This window comes from Rhodococcus sp. no. 34, assembly GCF_054589475.1.
The window spans coordinates 1-16,917 of record NZ_BAAILK010000041.1; the positions used below are offsets into that span (position 1 = coordinate 1).

At 63.0% G+C, this 16,917-nt stretch carries 14 protein-coding genes; 10 read left to right on the forward strand and 4 right to left on the reverse strand.

Going from position 1 to position 16,917, the window contains the following annotated elements; genetic code table 11:
* The 6 genes from ACYP01_RS17460 to ACYP01_RS17485 form a co-directional block, all read left to right on the forward strand.
* On the forward strand, positions 1-248 hold a 248-nt coding region (locus ACYP01_RS17460), incomplete at its 5' end, for an acyl-CoA dehydrogenase family protein (protein ID WP_459681477.1).
* 166 nt (positions 249-414) lie between these two features.
* A complete protein-coding gene (ettA, locus tag ACYP01_RS17465; RefSeq protein WP_007730925.1) occupies positions 415-2,094 on the forward strand; it encodes an energy-dependent translational throttle protein EttA in 1,680 nt (559 codons plus the stop codon).
* A 4-nt stretch (positions 2,095-2,098) separates the two neighbouring features.
* Positions 2,099-2,518 carry an acyl-CoA thioesterase gene (locus ACYP01_RS17470; RefSeq protein WP_003944475.1) on the forward strand — a complete coding sequence of 140 codons (420 nt, stop codon included), beginning with the start codon at positions 2,099-2,101 and terminating at the stop codon, positions 2,516-2,518.
* A gap of 99 nt (positions 2,519-2,617) precedes the next feature.
* A complete protein-coding gene (locus ACYP01_RS17475) occupies positions 2,618-7,465 on the forward strand; it encodes an NAD-glutamate dehydrogenase (protein ID WP_459681480.1) in 4,848 nt (1,615 codons plus the stop codon).
* The gene (locus ACYP01_RS17480) at positions 7,462-7,881 is read left to right on the forward strand and encodes an acyl-CoA thioesterase (protein ID WP_029255682.1); all 420 of its coding nucleotides are present in this window, start codon (positions 7,462-7,464) and stop codon (positions 7,879-7,881) included. Before ACYP01_RS17475 ends, ACYP01_RS17480 begins: the two co-directional genes overlap by 4 nt.
* On the forward strand, positions 7,874-8,560 hold the full coding sequence (locus ACYP01_RS17485) for a hypothetical protein (RefSeq protein WP_373936782.1): 687 nt from the start codon (positions 7,874-7,876) through the stop codon (positions 8,558-8,560). Before ACYP01_RS17480 ends, ACYP01_RS17485 begins: the two co-directional genes overlap by 8 nt.
* A gap of 28 nt (positions 8,561-8,588) precedes the next feature.
* Here the strand turns inward: ACYP01_RS17485 and ACYP01_RS17490 are convergent, their stop codons facing one another.
* Positions 8,589-10,187 carry a glycoside hydrolase family 13 protein gene (locus ACYP01_RS17490; RefSeq protein ID WP_050654620.1) on the reverse strand — a complete coding sequence of 533 codons (1,599 nt, stop codon included), beginning with the start codon at positions 10,185-10,187 and terminating at the stop codon, positions 8,589-8,591.
* A gap of 170 nt (positions 10,188-10,357) precedes the next feature.
* Between ACYP01_RS17490 and ACYP01_RS17495 the strand changes: the two genes are divergently transcribed.
* Positions 10,358-10,786, forward strand: coding sequence for a cupin domain-containing protein (locus ACYP01_RS17495; protein WP_232509016.1), 429 nt, complete (start codon positions 10,358-10,360; stop codon positions 10,784-10,786).
* Between the two features lie 4 nt (positions 10,787-10,790).
* Here the strand turns inward: ACYP01_RS17495 and ACYP01_RS17500 are convergent, their stop codons facing one another.
* Positions 10,791-11,198 carry a globin gene (locus ACYP01_RS17500; RefSeq protein ID WP_003944464.1) on the reverse strand — a complete coding sequence of 136 codons (408 nt, stop codon included), beginning with the start codon at positions 11,196-11,198 and terminating at the stop codon, positions 10,791-10,793.
* A 182-nt stretch (positions 11,199-11,380) separates the two neighbouring features.
* On the opposite strand from ACYP01_RS17500, the gene ACYP01_RS17505 reads away from it, so the two are divergent.
* The 3 genes from ACYP01_RS17505 to ACYP01_RS17515 all read left to right on the forward strand — a co-directional run bounded on the left by ACYP01_RS17505 (position 11,381) and on the right by ACYP01_RS17515 (position 12,927).
* Positions 11,381-12,079: an HNH endonuclease gene (locus tag ACYP01_RS17505; RefSeq protein WP_003944465.1), complete on the forward strand. Its 699-nt coding sequence runs from the start codon at positions 11,381-11,383 to the stop codon at positions 12,077-12,079.
* 118 nt (positions 12,080-12,197) lie between these two features.
* Positions 12,198-12,461: an aa3-type cytochrome oxidase subunit CtaJ gene (gene ctaJ, locus ACYP01_RS17510; RefSeq protein WP_007730943.1), complete on the forward strand. Its 264-nt coding sequence runs from the start codon at positions 12,198-12,200 to the stop codon at positions 12,459-12,461.
* Positions 12,448-12,927 carry a DUF5130 domain-containing protein gene (locus ACYP01_RS17515; protein WP_003944512.1) on the forward strand — a complete coding sequence of 160 codons (480 nt, stop codon included), beginning with the start codon at positions 12,448-12,450 and terminating at the stop codon, positions 12,925-12,927. Before ctaJ ends, ACYP01_RS17515 begins: the two co-directional genes overlap by 14 nt.
* Before the next feature lie 71 nt (positions 12,928-12,998).
* On the opposite strand, the gene pepN is transcribed toward ACYP01_RS17515, so the two are convergent.
* Both pepN and ACYP01_RS17525 read right to left on the reverse strand, forming a co-directional pair.
* Positions 12,999-15,578 (reverse strand): aminopeptidase N, encoded by a 2,580-nt coding sequence (gene pepN / locus ACYP01_RS17520; protein ID WP_459681485.1) that lies wholly within the window; start codon positions 15,576-15,578, stop codon positions 12,999-13,001.
* Between the two features lie 65 nt (positions 15,579-15,643).
* Positions 15,644-16,879 carry an NAD(P)/FAD-dependent oxidoreductase gene (locus ACYP01_RS17525; RefSeq protein ID WP_158170132.1) on the reverse strand — a complete coding sequence of 412 codons (1,236 nt, stop codon included), beginning with the start codon at positions 16,877-16,879 and terminating at the stop codon, positions 15,644-15,646.
* Positions 16,880-16,917 lie beyond the last annotated feature (38 nt).

Sequence of the window (16,917 nt, forward strand, 5' to 3'; positions counted from 1 at the left end):
TCGAGCTTCGTGCGATCGGTCGGCGTACGCAGACTGCTGCGGCGTGGCGTGCGGTGCGTGCGGTGGACGAGATCTTTGCTCGTTCCGGTGGTGGGGCTTTGCAGTTGAACACGCCGATGCAGCGGTTCTGGCGTGATGCTCATGCCGGTCTCGCGCACGCGATCCATGTGCCTGGTTCCATTTTCCATGCGTCGACGCTCTCGCAGCTCGGTGGCGAGCCGAAAGGCATCCACCGGGCAATGATCTGAGCCGTCCTGGGGACACCCGGAGGTGTCCCCATCGCGGTTTTCGTGGGGGTCGATGAGCATGTCGGCGAATCTGGTCGATGACCTCGGACTGTCCGCAGAACCCGCATCGGTGTGAGCGCCAACGCGCAATGTGGGTTATAGGACAAACACCGATAGGCTGGCGGTCATGGCTGAGTTCATTTACACGATGAAGAAGGTGCGCAAGGCGCACGGTGACAAGGTCATCCTCGATGACGTCACGATGAGCTTTTACCCCGGCGCGAAGATCGGTGTCGTCGGACCGAACGGCGCTGGTAAATCCAGCATCCTCAAGATCATGGCCGGACTGGACCAGCCGGGCAACGGCGAGGCATTCCTGGCTCCGGGCGCGACCGTCGGCATCCTCATGCAGGAGCCGGAGCTCGACGAGACCAAGACTGTTCGCGAGAACGTCGAGGACGGTCTCGGAGAGACGATGGTCCAGCTCAAGCGGTACAACGAGATCGCCGAGCTGATGGCCACGGATTACTCCGACGAGCTCATGGAAGAGATGGGCGAGCTGCAGGAGAAGCTCGATCACGCAGATGCGTGGGAGATCGACTCGCAGCTCGAGCAGGCTATGGACGCCCTGCGCTGCCCCCCGCCGGAAGAGATGGTCACCCACCTCTCCGGTGGTGAGAAGCGACGCGTTGCGCTCTGCAAGCTGCTGCTGAGCAAGCCCGACCTGCTGCTCCTCGATGAGCCCACCAACCACCTCGACGCCGAATCTGTCCTGTGGCTCGAGCAGCACCTCGCTGCTTACCCCGGCGCAATCCTCGCCGTGACTCACGATCGTTACTTCCTCGATCACGTCGCGCAGTGGATCTGTGAAGTCGACCGCGGACGCCTGTACCCGTACGAGGGCAACTACTCCACCTACCTGGAGCAGAAGGCTGCACGCCTCGAAGTTGCCGGCAAGAAGGATCAGAAGCTGCAGAAGCGCCTCAAGGACGAGCTCGCATGGGTTCGTTCCGGCGCCAAGGCCCGCCAGGCCAAGAACAAGGCTCGTCTCGATCGCTACGAGGAAATGGCGAACGAAGCAGAGAAGACGCGCAAGCTCGACTTCGACGAGATCCAGATCCCGGCACCGCCGCGCCTGGGTGACGTGGTCGTGGAGGTCTCGAACCTCGACAAGGGCTTCGACGGTCGCGTTCTGATCAAGGATCTCTCGTTCACGTTGCCGCGCAACGGAATTGTCGGCGTCATCGGCCCCAACGGCGTCGGTAAGACGACGCTGTTCAAGACCATCGTCGGTCTCGAGGAGCCTGACGCCGGTGAGGTCAAGATCGGTCAGACGGTCAAGCTGAGCTACGTCGACCAGAACCGTTCCGGAATCGACCCCAAGAAGACGGTCTGGGAGACCGTGTCCGACGGGCTCGATTTCATCGTCGTCGGCCAGACCGAGTTCCCCTCGCGCGCGTACATCAGCTCGTTCGGTTTCAAGGGCCACGATCAGCAGAAACCGGCCGGCGTCCTCTCCGGTGGTGAGCGCAACCGCCTGAACCTGGCGATGACGCTCAAGCAGGGCGGCAACCTGATCCTGCTCGATGAGCCCACCAACGACCTCGACGTCGAAACCCTCGGCTCGCTGGAGAACGCTCTCGAAGAGTTCCCCGGCTGCGCCGTCGTGATCTCGCACGATCGCTGGTTCCTGGACCGGACCTGTACCCACATCCTCGCGTGGGAAGGTGGCTTCGGCGACAACGAGGCAGCTTGGTACTGGTACGAGGGCAACTTCGAGGGCTACGAGGCGAACAAGGTCGAGCGACTCGGCCCCGACGCCGCACGCCCGCACCGCGTGACTCACCGCAAGCTCACCAGGGACTGATCCGGTGTCCGACGTATACACAGCGCAGATCCAGGTCCGGTGGGGCGATTCCGACCGGTTGGGTCACGTCAACAACACGCGTTACGTCGAGTACATGCAGGAAGCGCGCATCCAGTTCCTGGAAGCGAAACTGGCGCCGCTCGGCGGCCGGCCGGGATACCTCGTGGTTCGAAAGATGACCGTCGAGTTCCTCAAGCCGGTCACCGATCGGTCCGGTCCCTTGAACGTGGAGATCTTCACGACTCACGTCGGGACTTCCTCGTTCACGGTTCGGCACGTCATCCGTGACAACGCGGGTGTCGAATGCGCTTTCGGCGACGCGTTGATGGTCGGATTCGACACGGTGTCCGAAAAGTCCAGACCGCTGGCGGACAGCGAACGCGCGGTGCTCGAAGCATCGCTTGTTCAGATGACGACATCGTAGATTTCGTTTCTCAGTTCACCCTAGGTACTGGTTGCCGCGGCTAGTCTCGAGTCAGAGATTGGTCGCGGCGATCAGAACCCACAAGGATGTGAGCCAGGAATGACAGACCGTGTACGGCAGCAGGGCACAGGCCTCGACGAAGCGACGTTGTTGACGCGTCTTCGCGAGGCCTTTTTCACGCATATCGACGAGGGTGACAGCGACGACGTCATCAACGGTCGATCGGATCGAGTCCTGCTCGCGCATCTTGCGCTCGGGAGGCAGCGGACCCCGGGCACGGCCGTATGGCGTGTGTACCGCCCGTCAGGATCCGAGGGTCTCGGCGCTGCCGTCCAGATCGTCACCGACGACATGTCGTTGCTCGTCGAGTCCGTTACCGCGATGCTCAACCGACAAGGTGTGGGAATCAGTCAATTCGCCCATCCGATCCTGACGGTTGAACGCGATGACTCGGGCAATCTGATGTCCTTGGGCGACAGCGGTATCCAAGAATCCTGGATGCACGTCCAGTTGGACTCCGAAGTCGAGGATTCCGCTCTCGACGCGATCGAAGCACACCTCGGCAAGGTGCTCGCGGACGTCCGCCAGGTGGTTGGTGACACCCCGGACATGAAGGCATTGCAACTGCGCGTTGCCGACGAGTTGGAGAGTGCCGCAGAAACTGCCTCCGGGAGGATCACCCCCGAAGAATTCTCCGACACCGCCCGGCTGCTGCGGTGGATGGCGGACGGAAACTATGCCGTGCTCGGATACCGGCGATTCGAGGGAACGAAGGACGGTTCACGTACGGTCGCCGGCAGTGGACTCGGCGTGCTGCGCTCCGACGCGGTCACCGAAGGCCCGATGAGTTTGCCTCCCGTCGCAGATCTCCCGGATCGACCGCTTCTGGTCCTGACGCAGGGATCGTTCCCCGCCACGGTGCACCGCGCTGTCTACCCGTACTTCGTGGGCGTGTCGATCCTCGACGACGAGGGAAACATCGTGGGAGAGCACAGATTCCTGGGCGTGTTCACCGTGGTCGCACTCCACGAGAACGTCCTCGCGATTCCTCTGATCGAGCGCCGCGTCCGCGAAGTCATCGCGCGTGCCGGTGTCGACCTGCATTCGTACTCCGGTCAGGCGATGCTCGAGGTCATCCAGTCGTTCCCACGCACCGAGTTGTTCTCGAGCGATGCCGTGACCTTGTTCGAGACTGTGCACGCCGTGCACAGTATCGGCCTGCGTCGACAGGTGCGTCTCTTTGTCCGCGAGGACACGTTCGGACGCTTCGTGTCCTGTTTGGTGTACCTACCCCGCGACCGGTACACGACGCGGGTGCGACTGGCGATGCAAAACCTGCTGTGGCGCGAATTCGGACCAGGCACAGTCGATTACACCGCCCGGGTTACCGAGAACGATCTTGCGCTGTTGCACGTGACGATCCGGCGCGATCCGGACAGTGAGCCGGTTCATCTGGATGTCTCCGAGGGCAACCGCGAGCGAGTTCAGGCCCTGCTGACCGAAGTCAGTCGTAGCTGGGACGATCGCATCAACGACCTTGTTCGCGACAGTCCGGGTGTGGATCCGGAACTGGTGCAGCGGTATTCGCGGGTACTTCCCGATGGATACAAGGAGGACTTCGAACCGTCACGTGCGCTGGCCGACATCGCCAGGCTCGAGGCGTTGGCGCCAGGCGCGATCGACGTGCTGCTCTATCGTGCCGTGGACTCCGCGCCCGGTGCCTGGCGCTTCACGCTCTTCGTCGGCGGCGACGGTATCTCGTTGAGTCAGGTGCTGCCGGTGCTGCAGTCACTCGGCGTCGAAGTTCTCGACGAGCGGCCGCACGTCGTGCAGCGACTCGACGGCGTTCAGTGCTGGATCTACGATTTCGGATTGTCGGTACCGGCGGATCTTCGGGCGTCGGTCGAGATCGACCTCGATGCGCAGGTGCCGCTCGAGACCAGTACCGCCCCGCTGACCGAGGTCCAGAAGCGATTCACGGCTGCATTCGGTGCAGTCTGGTTCGGCCGGGCAGAAGCTGACCGATTCAACGAGTTGGTGCTGCGGGCCGGAATGTCCTGGCGGCAAGCCGTGGTGCTGCGTGCTTACGCAAAGTATCTGCGCCAGGCCACATTTCCGTACAGTCAGTTCCACATCGAAGGAATCGCGCTTACACACCCGCAGACCGCGTTTGCATTGGTGCAGTTGTTCGAGGCGATGTTCGACCCCGAGAAGCAGGACGACATTCGCGTCGCCGAATTGGACGAGCAGTTGCGTGCGTCCATCGACGAGGTACTCAGCTTGGATGCCGATCGCATTCTGCGTGGAATGTTCTCCTTGGTGAAGGCGACCTTGCGTACCAATTTCTACGTCGTCGACGCCGATGGCCGCTCTCGCGACTACCTGTCGGTCAAGCTCGATCCCTCACGGATCAGCGAGTTGCCCAAGCCGCGGCCGGCTTTCGAGATCTACGTGTACTCACCCGAGGTCGAAGGCGTCCACCTGCGATTCGGCGCAGTCGCGCGCGGCGGGCTCCGCTGGTCCGACCGGCGCGAAGATTTCCGCACCGAGGTGCTCGGCTTGGTGAAGGCTCAGGCCGTCAAGAACGCGGTGATCGTGCCGGTCGGCGCCAAGGGCGGCTTCGTCGTGAAGAATCCGCCCCTGCCGACGGGTGATCCGGCCGTTGATCGAATGGCGACGCTGGAAACTGGCAAGGCCTGCTACACCACGTTCATCTCCGGATTGCTCGACATCACCGACAACGTGCACGCGGCTACCGGCGAAGTTGTGACGCCGGATCGAGTGGTGCGCAAGGACGATCAGGATCGCTACCTGGTGGTCGCCGCGGACAAGGGCACGGCGACGTTCTCGGATCTCGCCAATTCGGTTGCCGCCAAGTACGACTTCTGGCTCGGCGACGCGTTTGCCTCCGGTGGCTCCGTGGGATACGACCACAAGGGCATGGGTATCACCGCTCGCGGCGCCTGGGAAAGCGTCAAGCGGCACTTCCGCGAACTCGGGGTCGACACGCAGACGCAGGATTTCACGACGGTAGGCGTCGGCGACATGAGCGGAGACGTGTTCGGCAACGGAATGCTCCTCAGTCGGCACATCCGTCTGGTGGGTGCGTTCGACCATCGACACATCTTCCTCGATCCGAACCCGGATGCAGCGAGCTCGTTCGTCGAACGTCAACGACTGTTCGAGTTGCCTCGGTCGTCGTGGGCCGACTACGACAAGAGCCTGATCAGTGAAGGTGGCGGCGTCTGGGACCGCACGGTCAAGTCGGTTCCGATCGCCGAAAGCGTCCGGATCGCACTGGGTCTGGCCGAGGGGGTCACGAAGCTCTCGCCGCCGGAATTGATGCAGGCGATTCTGTCGGCACCGGTGGACCTACTCTGGAACGGCGGAATCGGTACGTACGTCAAAGCGTCGACCGAGACCAATGCGCAGGTTGGCGACAAGAGTAACGACGCGGTGCGTGTCGACGGTCAAGACCTGCGGGTCAAGGTGATCGGGGAGGGCGGCAACCTCGGCGTGACAGCTCTGGGACGAATCGAGTTCAGCGCCAACGGCGGTCACATCAACACCGACGCCATCGACAACTCGGCCGGCGTCGACTGCTCCGATCACGAAGTGAACATCAAGATTCTTCTCGATTCGCTCGTGCGCTCGCAGTTGCTGCCGTCACCGGAACGGAATCCGTTGCTGGCGTCGATGACCGACGACGTGGCTGCGCTGGTGTTGGCGGACAACATCGCCCAGAATGCGCTGCTCGGAATCTCCCGCGTGACGGCGCCGCAGATGCTCGGTGTTCACCGCCGTCAGTTGACGGATCTGACCAAGGCACGTGGCCTTGACCGCAAGCTGGAGGCGTTGCCGACCGACAAGGAGATCGAGCGTCGACTCGAGGCCGGTGTGGGTCTGACGTCGCCGGAACTGGCGACGCTGACGGCGCACGTCAAGCTTTCACTCAAGGACGATTTACTTGCAACCGAGTTGCCGGACAACGATTTCTTCGCCCAGCAGATCCCGCAGTACTTCCCGACCGCTGTTCGCGATCGGTTCGAAACGGAGATCAAGGCCCACCCGTTGCGTCGGCAGATCGTTGCGACGATGCTCGTCAACGAAGTGATCGACAACGGCGGAATCACCTACGCCTACCGCTTGGCCGAGGAGACCGGAGCGAGCAGTACGGACTCGATTCGTGCCTACGCCGCTGTGCGGGAGGTCTTTGCACTCGACGAGGTGTGGTCGCGAATCCGTTCGGCGGGCGTCAGTGCAGAGATCGAAAACGAGTTGATCGTGGAATCATGCCGACTGCTCGACCGGGCGTCGCGATGGTTCCTGGCCAATCGGCCCCAGCCGATCGCCGTCGGCGCCGAGGTTGCGCGTTACTCGGCGGCGTATCGGGCGACGGCACCTCTGGTTCCGGGGCTGCTTGCGGGCCATCAGCTCGACGATCTGCTGGTGCGGGCTCAATCGGTGATTGATCGCGGGGCTCCGGAAGCGTTGGCGCTGGACGTGTTCCGACTGCTGGACGTCTACTGCCTGCTCGACATCGCGGATATCGCCGACATCGCAGATCACGACATCACCGAAGTCGCGGAGCTGTACTACGCCTTGGACGCGCATCTGGGAATCGACTGGTTGCTGAGCGCGGTCTCGGGACTCGAGCGCGGCGATCGATGGCACTCGCTCGCGAGGCTCGCGTTGCGAGACGACCTCTACAGTTCGCTTCGGCAACTGACGATGGAGGTTCTGGCCGGCGGCGAGCCGGGGGAGTCGCCGCAGGAGAAGATCGACGAATGGGAATCGACCAACGCCTCGCGGCTGAGTCGGGCGAGGGCAGCTCTCGTCGAGATCTTCGAGTCTGGGACGCTTGACCTCGCGACGCTCTCGGTGGCGGCGCGTCAGGTTCGTAGCATGGTGCGCAGCATGGGCACCCGATCGGAGGTAGGACGTTGAGCGAAGGATTCCACGCCGAAGTTGTGGTTCGGTGGTCCGACATGGATGCCTTCCAGCACATCAACCACGCACGGATGGTGACGTTGCTCGAAGAGGCGCGGATTCCTTGGTTGTTCGAAGACTCGCGCCCGACGGTCACCCTGCGTGACGGGGCTGTGATTGCCGATCTCCATGTGCGGTACCGCGGGCAACTGCGGCACGAAGATTCACCGCTCGATGTCTTCATGTGGGTGGAAAAGGTTCGCGCGGTGGACTTCACCATCGCGTACGAGGTTCGGCCGCGTGGCGCCGATCTCAGCGTTCCGCCGTCCATCGTGGCATCGACTCAGATCGCGGCCTTCGATATCGACACTCAACGTCTGCGCCGCCTCAGCGGGCCCGAGCGGGAGTACTTGGAGAGCTGGCAACGTGCATGAACGTGTCCTGACCGTGCCCGAGGAGGCCGAGCGAAAGAACTTGGCCGGCTTCATCGGTCACGCCTTGCGTTTGGACGAGTCCGCGGTCATCCGAATGCGTCGACGCGGCGATGCGCACCTGAGTGTCTGGGCGTCAACGGGTTTCGACGCTCTGGCGACGCGAACCGTGGCGGGCACCATCAACCCTGACGACACGTCGGCTGCCGGCGATCAGTTGCTCTCGGCGGTGGAGCAGGCGACAAGTGAGCTGATCGATCCGGGGTTCGCCATGGATTCGGCGTGGCGTGGGGCGTTGCCGCCGATGGACGGCTTCGAGCACCTGGACGACGTACCCGCGCGGGTGCTGATCGAACTGGCGCAGCGGGGCAACGCCTTGGCGCTCGAGCATGGAAGTAGTCACGGTCCGCCGGCGTCGTTGCTCGATCAGGACGTGCTCGAGGTCAGTGGTCCGTCCGGCACGGTCGGGATCTCGATGCGGGTTGTTTTTGCCTTGACCGCAATGGGATTCGTTCCGCGCGCCGGGTCCGAGGCGATGACCGCCGACATCGACCTCGAGCAGATCGACGCCTCGGAACTGGTTCGGGTGCGGGCGAGCAAATCCTGGGTGCGGCTCGATGCACGGTTCGGTTCGATCTACCGTCACCGCGGTGGTTCGATACCGCTGATGGTCGCACGATAGGAGTTCAGGTGGCGGGTGCGGTGTTCTCTCAGATCAGCCACGCCGCAGCGTTGACGGGTAGTTGACCGTCGACGAGTGGTGCGCTGCTCAACAGCAGCTGCCCGCTCGGCAGTGCGATCGGCACCTCCGTGGTGTTGAGAGCACAGATCAGACCACCGCGTCGACGGAAAGCGAGGCAGCCGGGGGGACTGCCGTACCAATCGATGTCGGCGCCGGAGAACTCCGGCCTGGCGCTACGAAGTTCGAGGGCGGCGCGATAAAGCGAGAGCATCGAGTCGACGTCCTCGATCTGCGCCTCCACCGTGAGTGTCGACCACTCGCGTGGCATCGGCAACCAGGTGCTCGCGCCGGTGGTGAATCCGAACGGGGGTTCGCTTCCTTCCCACGGAAGGGGCACTCGGCAGCCGTCGCGTCCTCGCTCGGCATGTCCGGATCGTTCCCAGACCGGGTCCTGTAGTGCCTCGTCGGGCAGGTCGACGTTCGGCAGGCCGAGTTCGGCTCCGTTGTAGATGAAGCTCGCGCCCGGAAGCGCCAGTTCGACGAGGATCATCGCCCGTGCGCGTTGGGTTCCGATCTCACCCCCGCCGTAGCGCGTGACTTCACGTTCGACGTCGTGGTTCGACAGCGTCCACGTGGGCACACCCCCGACCTCGGCGACGGCCGCAAGAGAGTTCTCCACGGCCTCCCGGACGGACTCGGCGGAGAATTCGGTTTCTGCAAGTCGGAAGTTGAATCCGAGATGCAGTTCGTCTGGCCGGATGTATTCGCCGAACTTCTGGTTGTCCTTCACCCAGATCTCGCCGACGGTCATCGCCTCCGGGAACTCGTCCATGACCTTGCGGATGCCGCGGTGGATTTCGTGAACTGCCGGGTTGTTGAACCGCGGGTCGTCGTCGGAATTGCGCATGAGCTCGTTGAGCTCCCAGTCGTGGTCCGGCAAACCGTCGGGCTTGGCCATTCCGTGGGCCACGTCGATGCGGAATCCGTCGATTCCGCGCTCGAGCCAGAAGCGCAGAGTCTTGGCGAGGTCGTCGAAGACCTCGGGGTTGTCCCAGTTCAGGTCGGGCTGTTCCTTGGCGAAGATGTGCAGGTACCACTGGCCGGGTGTTCCGTCGGCTTCGGTGACGCGGGTCCACGCCGGGCCGCCGAAGATGCTCGGCCAGTTGTTCGGCGGTTCGTTGCCGTTCTCACCTTTGCCGTCTCGGAAGATGTAACGGGATCGCTCCGCCGAATCGGGCGCCGACGCCAGGGCTGCCTTGAACCACTCGTGCTGATCACTCGTGTGGTTCGGGACCAGGTCCATCGTGACCTTGATTCCGCGTTCGTGGGCTGACGTGATCAGCGAATCCATCGTCGCCAGATCGCCGAACAAGGGATCGATGTCGCGAGGATCCGAGACGTCGTAGCCGTGGTCTGCCATCGGTGACTTCATCACCGGGCTCAACCAGATTGCATCGATGCCGAGCAGTTCGAGGTAGCCGAGTTTCTCCTCGACTCCGCCGAGGTCGCCGATACCGTCGCTGCCCGAATCGGCAAAAGAACGCGGATAGATCTGATAGAAGACCGCCTCGTTCCACCACGGGGCTTCGGGCCGGCTTACAGAGGACGAATCCGCGGGGGTGCTCACAGCAGTTCATAGTGCCAAACGTCTGGCACTCTCACGACTTGGACACGGCAAAAGCGGGACTCTTTACCTAGCCTTGGTGTACTTTGCATTCACGCGGTGACACCATGTGGCAACTTTGGTGTTACTGCCGGGGGAGAAGAATTCGGGAATTCAACCAAGGGGGCTTGGCCTTGACTTTGTCGGCAATCGAAGCGGTCAGTTTGGATCATGTACTACTCGAAGATGATCCGATCAACCGCGACTGGGTAATCTTCGGCACACCGGTTGCACGGTCGGCGCAATGGTCGGCGAGTAAAGACGGGACCACGACTACACACGTCTGGGATTGCACGAAGGGGCGCTTCCGCTGGTACTTCCACGCGGACGAAATCGTGCACATCATCGAAGGGTCGGTCACCGTTCAGGCCGACGGAATCGCCGAGCGAACCCTGAGTGTCGGCGATGCCGCACTCTTCCGTGCGGGCAGTTGGTCGGAGTGGGAGGTCGAAGAGTACGTGCGCAAGCATGCAATCTTGAGTTCGCCCCTGCATCCCACGGTGTCGTTCGGGGTACGAGCAGTCCGCCGGGTCGCGCGCGTGTTCAGGCCGAAGGCTAAGTAGACGGTCAGATAGCGGAGTTCACCATGGACGCGGCAGCCATCTCCATGTAGTCGATCAACTGCTTGCGGTGCACCGGGCTCAGAGTCTTCTCGTCGATGGACGCGATGGCGACGTGCATGCACCGCAGCCACGCATCACGCTCGATCGGGCCGATCACGAATGGATTGTGGCGCATCCGCAGACGCGGGTGTCCACGCTCCTCCGAGTACGTGTGCGGTCCGCCCCAGTACTGCTCGAGGAACATCCGCATCCGCCGCTCGGCCGGGCCGAGATCGGCCTCGGGGTAGAGCGGGCGCACAACCTCGTCCTTCGCGACCTCTTCGTAAAATCGCGCGGTGAGCTTGTGAAACGTCTCGGCTCCGCCGACGGCGTCGTAGAAGGTCTGCTGCACGTCGTGCTGTACGTCATTCATGGCAAGTTCCATTGTGCCTGACGGCCGTAGTGGTCGGTTTCCGGGTCGACGACGGTTGTATCGAGTCGGAGTGCGTACCCATTCACCGGAAATTCACCGGCCGTCCTGGCAATTTTGTTCGAAATGGGAGTGCGTAACGCGATCATCCGTGGTCAACTTGGGGGCAGTCTCCCGGAGGTCGTATGAAGAACCGACATGCTGCACGCAATCACCGACAACTCCAGCCCACTAGCGCGCGGAACGACCACGCGTTAGGGGCTGTTCTGGAAGTTGTTCCTGACGGGTTCGCGCACACTGCCGACCCACTCTTTTCCGACGAGCATTCTCACCTCGAGATGTTCCCTCCCGATCGCGTAGTCCCCGAGTGGGTGAAACGTCGGGTGCTACTGCTCAACGTCACGTACGAACCGCTGACCGCCCTTCCTGCCAGGCGCGCGGTCGTACTGATGGCCTGCGGCAAGGCCGATACCGTCCACGAGGACGAACAGGGCCCGGTAGTCCATTCCGCGGACTGGTCGGTGCAGGTTCCCTCGGTCATTCGATTGCGCACCTACGTGCGCGTTCCGTATCGCGCCCGCATCCCCATGACTCGTGCCGCGCTGATGCATCGTGACCACTTCCGATGTGCGTACTGCGGAGCCAAAGCCGAAACCATCGACCACGTCGTTCCTCGCAGCAGAGGTGGCGGGCATTCGTGGGAGAACTGCGTCGCTTGCTGTGCCCCCTGCAATCACCGCAAGGCCGACAAGATGCTCAGCGAACTCGGATGGACCCTCCGTGCGGAATTGGTCCCGCCGTCCGGACCTCACTGGCGTCTGCTCGCGGCGACCAAGGAATTGCATCCGGCGTGGATGCCGTATCTCGGCGTGGGCGCAGCCTGAGCAATGTGTCGGCGTGGGCGCAGCCTGAATTGACTCCTAGCGTCACCGAAACGAAATTGCCCGAGAATTTGTGGCCCTGACGCTTTCCTTCCTGGCGTTCTGGGCTACGTTATCTGGTGTGAGCATTCTCGAGGTAGTACTGATATACGTTGGGATTCCGGCCTTGATCACCGCGTTCTTCGCGGCTGCGTCCTTCCTCGGGAAGAAGACGCCGGGACCGGTTCCGCCGGCGTTCCATCTCGGTGAGTCGTGGGATCACGCTCCCGTGCTGTGGAGTGCTGTCGACGAGGTCACCGTTCGCGGTGGCCATCACGGCAGTGCACACGCAATCGAAGCCGGTTCGGCTGATCTGATCGGAGGGTCCGCAAGTGGCAAGTGGTGATCATTCGACCGCGCTCGCAGTAGCGCCCGAGGACCTGCCCGTCGGCAGCGTCGTCACGTCCAGTGGACGCGTATCCGGTGTGCATCGCATCGGCGAGCCGTTCACCGACGATCTTCCGTTCGAGACCATGGATCTGGTCGCGCTCGACGTCGCGATGACCGAAGCGACGCGGGCCACCAAGGTGCGGTTCAACGCGTACGTCGGTGATCTCGGTTCTGATCCGGCAGCGGGTGCCGACGCATTGTTCCCGACCACGCCCGAAGCCGAGCGTTCCGTCCTGATCGCCGTTTCGCCCAACCAGCGCACCGTCGAGGTTCGCAGCGGTCGGGCAATCGCCGATCGGGTCACCGATCGTGTTACCCAGCTCGGAGCAACGGCAGCTGTTGCATCCTTCAGTGAAGGCAACCTGATCGACGGACTGATCAGTGCCATCCGCGTTATGGCAGCCGCAATTTCAGCGCCGTAACTGTTTGTCAGACACAGGCCGGTGCCCGCGTCGATTCGTGAGAATCGACGCGGGCACCGGCCTTTCGCATGTCAGCTCGCGTCGAACTTTCGTGCTGCGAGTGAACGAACCACGCCGGCCTGGCCTTCGACGACCAGGCGACGCAACGCGGGAGGGATGTCGCCTTCGAGGAACCGGTCTGCTGCCGCTACGGATTCGTCCGAGATCGACCACGACGGGTACAGCCCGATGACGACGGTCTGTGCCACTTCGCTCGAGCGTCGTTCCCACACCGCCGCGATATCGGCGAAGTAGCGGGAGACGAAGGGCTCGAGCAATTCGTCCTGGCCTTCGCGAGCGAACCCGCCGATGATCGATCGCGCGGTGATGTTGGGCACGGAGTCGTCGCCGACGACCTTCGCCCAGACCTCTTCCTTGACAGCGGCCTGCGGACGTCCGGCCGCGGCCGCCGCGGCTTGACGAGCGCCCGCAGCGGTCGGGTCACGCTGAGCTTCGGCGTCGATGAACGGAGTTGTGGTTCCTTCGGCGTCGATCTCACCGGCGGCCGCGAGTGCCCCGACGATGCGCCAGCGCAGGTCCGTGTCGACGATCAGGCCGTCGAGCCCAACGGTGGAGGGATCGGCGTCGAGCAATTCGCGCAGTACCTCGGTGTGCCACGGGGAGAGTGCTGCGCCGGTGAGTGCGTTGACGAATGCCAGCTGGTGGTCGGACCCGGCCTCTGCCTCACGTGCGAGTTCGAGCAACCGATTGGCGAAGCTCGCCGCGCCTTCGGCCTCGGCCCAGGCCGGATCTGCGTAGGAGCCGATGGCGGTTTGGGCTTGGAGCAAGAGACGTTGCACCACACCGACTTCGGTCTCCGAACTGATGCCGCGCTCGACCAGCGCGACGAAGTCGCGTGCCTTCAGTTCGGCTTGACGGGTCATTTCCCACGCCGCCGACCAGACCAGGGTGCGGGGGAGTGAATCGGTGATGTCGCCGACCCGCTCGATCGCCGTCGCCAACGATTCGGGATCGAGTCGCACGGAGCCGTAGGTGAGATCGTCGTCGTTGACCAACACGAGTGCACCGCGGGCGACGCCGACAAGTTCGGGGACATCCGTGCTTTCCACAGCATCGAGGTCGAGTTCGACGCGATGGCTTCGCACCAACTTGCCGTCGACGTCGTCGTAGATGCCGATGGCGATCCGGTGGATTCGACGCTCGCCGGCGCCTGGTGCAGCACCGTCCTGCAGGACGGCGAAGCGGGTGAACTTTCCGTCTGCGTCGACATCGAAGTCGGGGCGCAGGATGTTGAGGCCGGTGGTCTTGAGCCACTGCCGACCCCAGTCGGAAAGGTCACGGCCCGAGGACTTTTCGAGTGAGCCCAGCAGATCGTCGAATGTTGCGTTTCCGAATGCGTGCTCACGGAAGTACTCACGCAGTCCGGCGAGGAACGGCTCGAGTCCGACGTATGCCACCAACTGCTTGAGGACGCTCGCGCCCTTGGCGTAGGTGATGCCGTCGAAGTTCACCTCGACGGCTGCCAGGTCCGGAATGTCCGCGGCAATCGGGTGCGTCGACGGCAACTGGTCCTGGCGGTACGCCCACGACTTCTCGACGTTGGCGAACGTCGTCCAGGCGTTCGTGTACTCCGTGGCCTCGGTCTGGCACAGGACCGAAGCGAAGGTCGCGAACGACTCGTTGAGCCACAGGTCGTCCCACCACGCCATCGTGACGAGGTCGCCGAACCACATGTGCGCCATTTCGTGCAGGACCGTTTCGGCGCGACGTTCGTACGAGTAGCGGGTGACCTTGGAGCGGAAGACGTAGTCCTCGAGGAATGTCACGGCGCCGGCATTCTCCATCGCGCCGGCATTGAATTCGGGGACGAAGAGCTGGTCGTACTTACCGAAGGCATAGGGAACACCGAAGTTGCGGTGGTGGAAGTCGAATCCCTGCTTGGTCTCGGTGAAGAGCCGCTCCTCGTCCATGAACTCGGCCAGTGAAGCGCGGCAGAAGATTCCGAGCGGGATGTCGCCGTGCTCGTCGGAGTAGTTGTCGGTCCACTGCGCGTAGGGACCGGCGATGAGCGCCACCAGGTACGTGCTCATCTTCGGGGTGGTCCGGAAAACGTGCTTGCCGGGATCGGCGGCGAGGGTCTCGACGACCGCGGAGTTGGAGATGACCTTCCACGACGTGGGAGCGGTGACGCGGACGTCGAACGTGGCCTTGAGATCAGGCTGATCGAAGCACGCGAACATGCGCTTGGCGTCAGCCGTCTCGAACTGTGAATAAAGGTAGACGGCGTCATCGGTCGGGTCGACGAATCGGTGCAGCCCTTCGCCGGTGTGGGAGTAGATGCAATCGGCCTCGATGACCAACTCGTTGTCGGCAGCGAGGTCCGGCAGGCTGATGCCAGTCGACTCGTCGTAGCCGGAGACGTCGAGCGCGGTGCCGTTGAGGACCGCGGAATGGACTCTGGCCGCGACGATGTCGATGAAGCTGCTTGCTCCGGCCGTGGCGGTGAACGTGACGGTGGTCTTCGAGGAGAACGTCTCCTCGCCGGGTGCGTCTTTGCCGTCGGTGAGATCGAGTTCGATCAGGTAGTTCTCGACGGTCAGGATTGCTGACCGTTGCGCTGCGGTTTCGCGTGTCAGGTTCGGTGCGACCACAAAGATCTCCTCGTAGATGGTGCGGATCTATTACGTCCATCCCATCACGAAGAGAACGACTTCACTCAAGCGGACACTTCTGCCAGCGGAATCTCCGGGTCGGCCAACCGCTCCGGATCGACGGGACGCGAAGACGCGACCAATTCCTTGATGGCGTCACCGGCATCCCAGATGTTCACGTTCATGCCGGCGAGCACCTTGTTCGCGGAATCCAGCCAGAATGCCAGGAACTCGCGCTTGTCGACGTCGCCGCGAGTGACGACACGGGAGTAGCCGCCGTGCGGTGCGTGACCTACGTATTCCATTCCGAGGTCGTACTGATCGGTGAAGAAATACGGCATGCGGACGTACTCGGCGGGCCGTCCCAACATGGTCTCTGCGGCCGTCTCGGGTTGGTTGAGTGCGTTTGCCCAGTGCTCCACCCGAATTCGTGCATTCAGAATCGGATGCTGTGCGGCCGCGATGTCACCCACCGCGACCACGTCGGGGTCGCTGCTCTGCAGACCGGCGTCGACGAGAACCCCGTTGTCGACGTCGATACCCGCCTCCGATGCCAACTCGGTGTTCGGCAATGCGCCGACAGCGATCAACACGGCGTCGGCCGGAATCACGGTTCCATCGCTCAAAGTGACACCCGAGGCGTGACCGCCGTCGACAGAGATTGCGGTGACGTCCGTGCCGGTGCGTAAGTCCACCCCGTTCTGGCGGTGCAGCGCGGCGAAGACCTCACCCATTTCCGGGCCGAGGGTCGATTCGAGCGGAAGGCCGGCATGTTCGAGCACGGTGACCTCGACGTCGAAACCGCGAGCCGACGCGGCAATTTCGAGGCCGATCCAGCCTGCACCGACCACGACGAGCTTCTTGTCGGCGGCCAGGGTGCGCAGCAGCGCAGCGGCCTGATCGACTGTTCGCACGTAGTGAACACCCTCGGCGTCGGACCCCGGGATGTCGAGGCGCCGCGACCGCGAACCGGTGGCCAAGGCGAGCTTGTCGTAGCTGATCGTGGAACCGTCCGGAAGTGACACGGTGTGCGCAGCGGGGTCGATGGCCGTTGCCGTCGTTCCCGGGCGAAGATCGACATGATGGTCGCGGAACCACTCGCCGTCGTGGACGGTGAATTCGGGGAGCGTCTTCTTGCCTGCGAAGAACTCTTTCGACAGCGGCGGACGCTCGTACGGGAGGTGGTCTTCTTCACTCAATACGGTGATCTCACCGTCGAAATCTCTGTCACGCAGGGCTTCTGCGATCTTTGCGCCCGCGAGCCCGCCGCCGACGATCACGAATCTCCGGTTGGTGCTCATTACTGAACCACTCCTTCGTACTCGTTTCTTTTCGACAC

Excerpts from the sequence above, each read along its gene's own strand:
- ACYP01_RS17525 (WP_158170132.1), bottom strand. The coding sequence starts at position 16,879 with ATGAGCACCAACCGGAGATTCGTGATCGTCGGCGGCGGGCTCGCGGGC.
- ACYP01_RS17475 (WP_459681480.1), top strand. The coding sequence starts at position 2,618 with ATGACAGACCGTGTACGGCAGCAGGGCACAGGCCTCGACGAAGCGACG.
- ACYP01_RS17505 (WP_003944465.1), top strand. The coding sequence starts at position 11,381 with ATGAAGAACCGACATGCTGCACGCAATCACCGACAACTCCAGCCCACT.
- ACYP01_RS17500 (WP_003944464.1), bottom strand. The coding sequence starts at position 11,198 with ATGAATGACGTACAGCACGACGTGCAGCAGACCTTCTACGACGCCGTC.
- ettA (WP_007730925.1), top strand. The coding sequence starts at position 415 with ATGGCTGAGTTCATTTACACGATGAAGAAGGTGCGCAAGGCGCACGGT.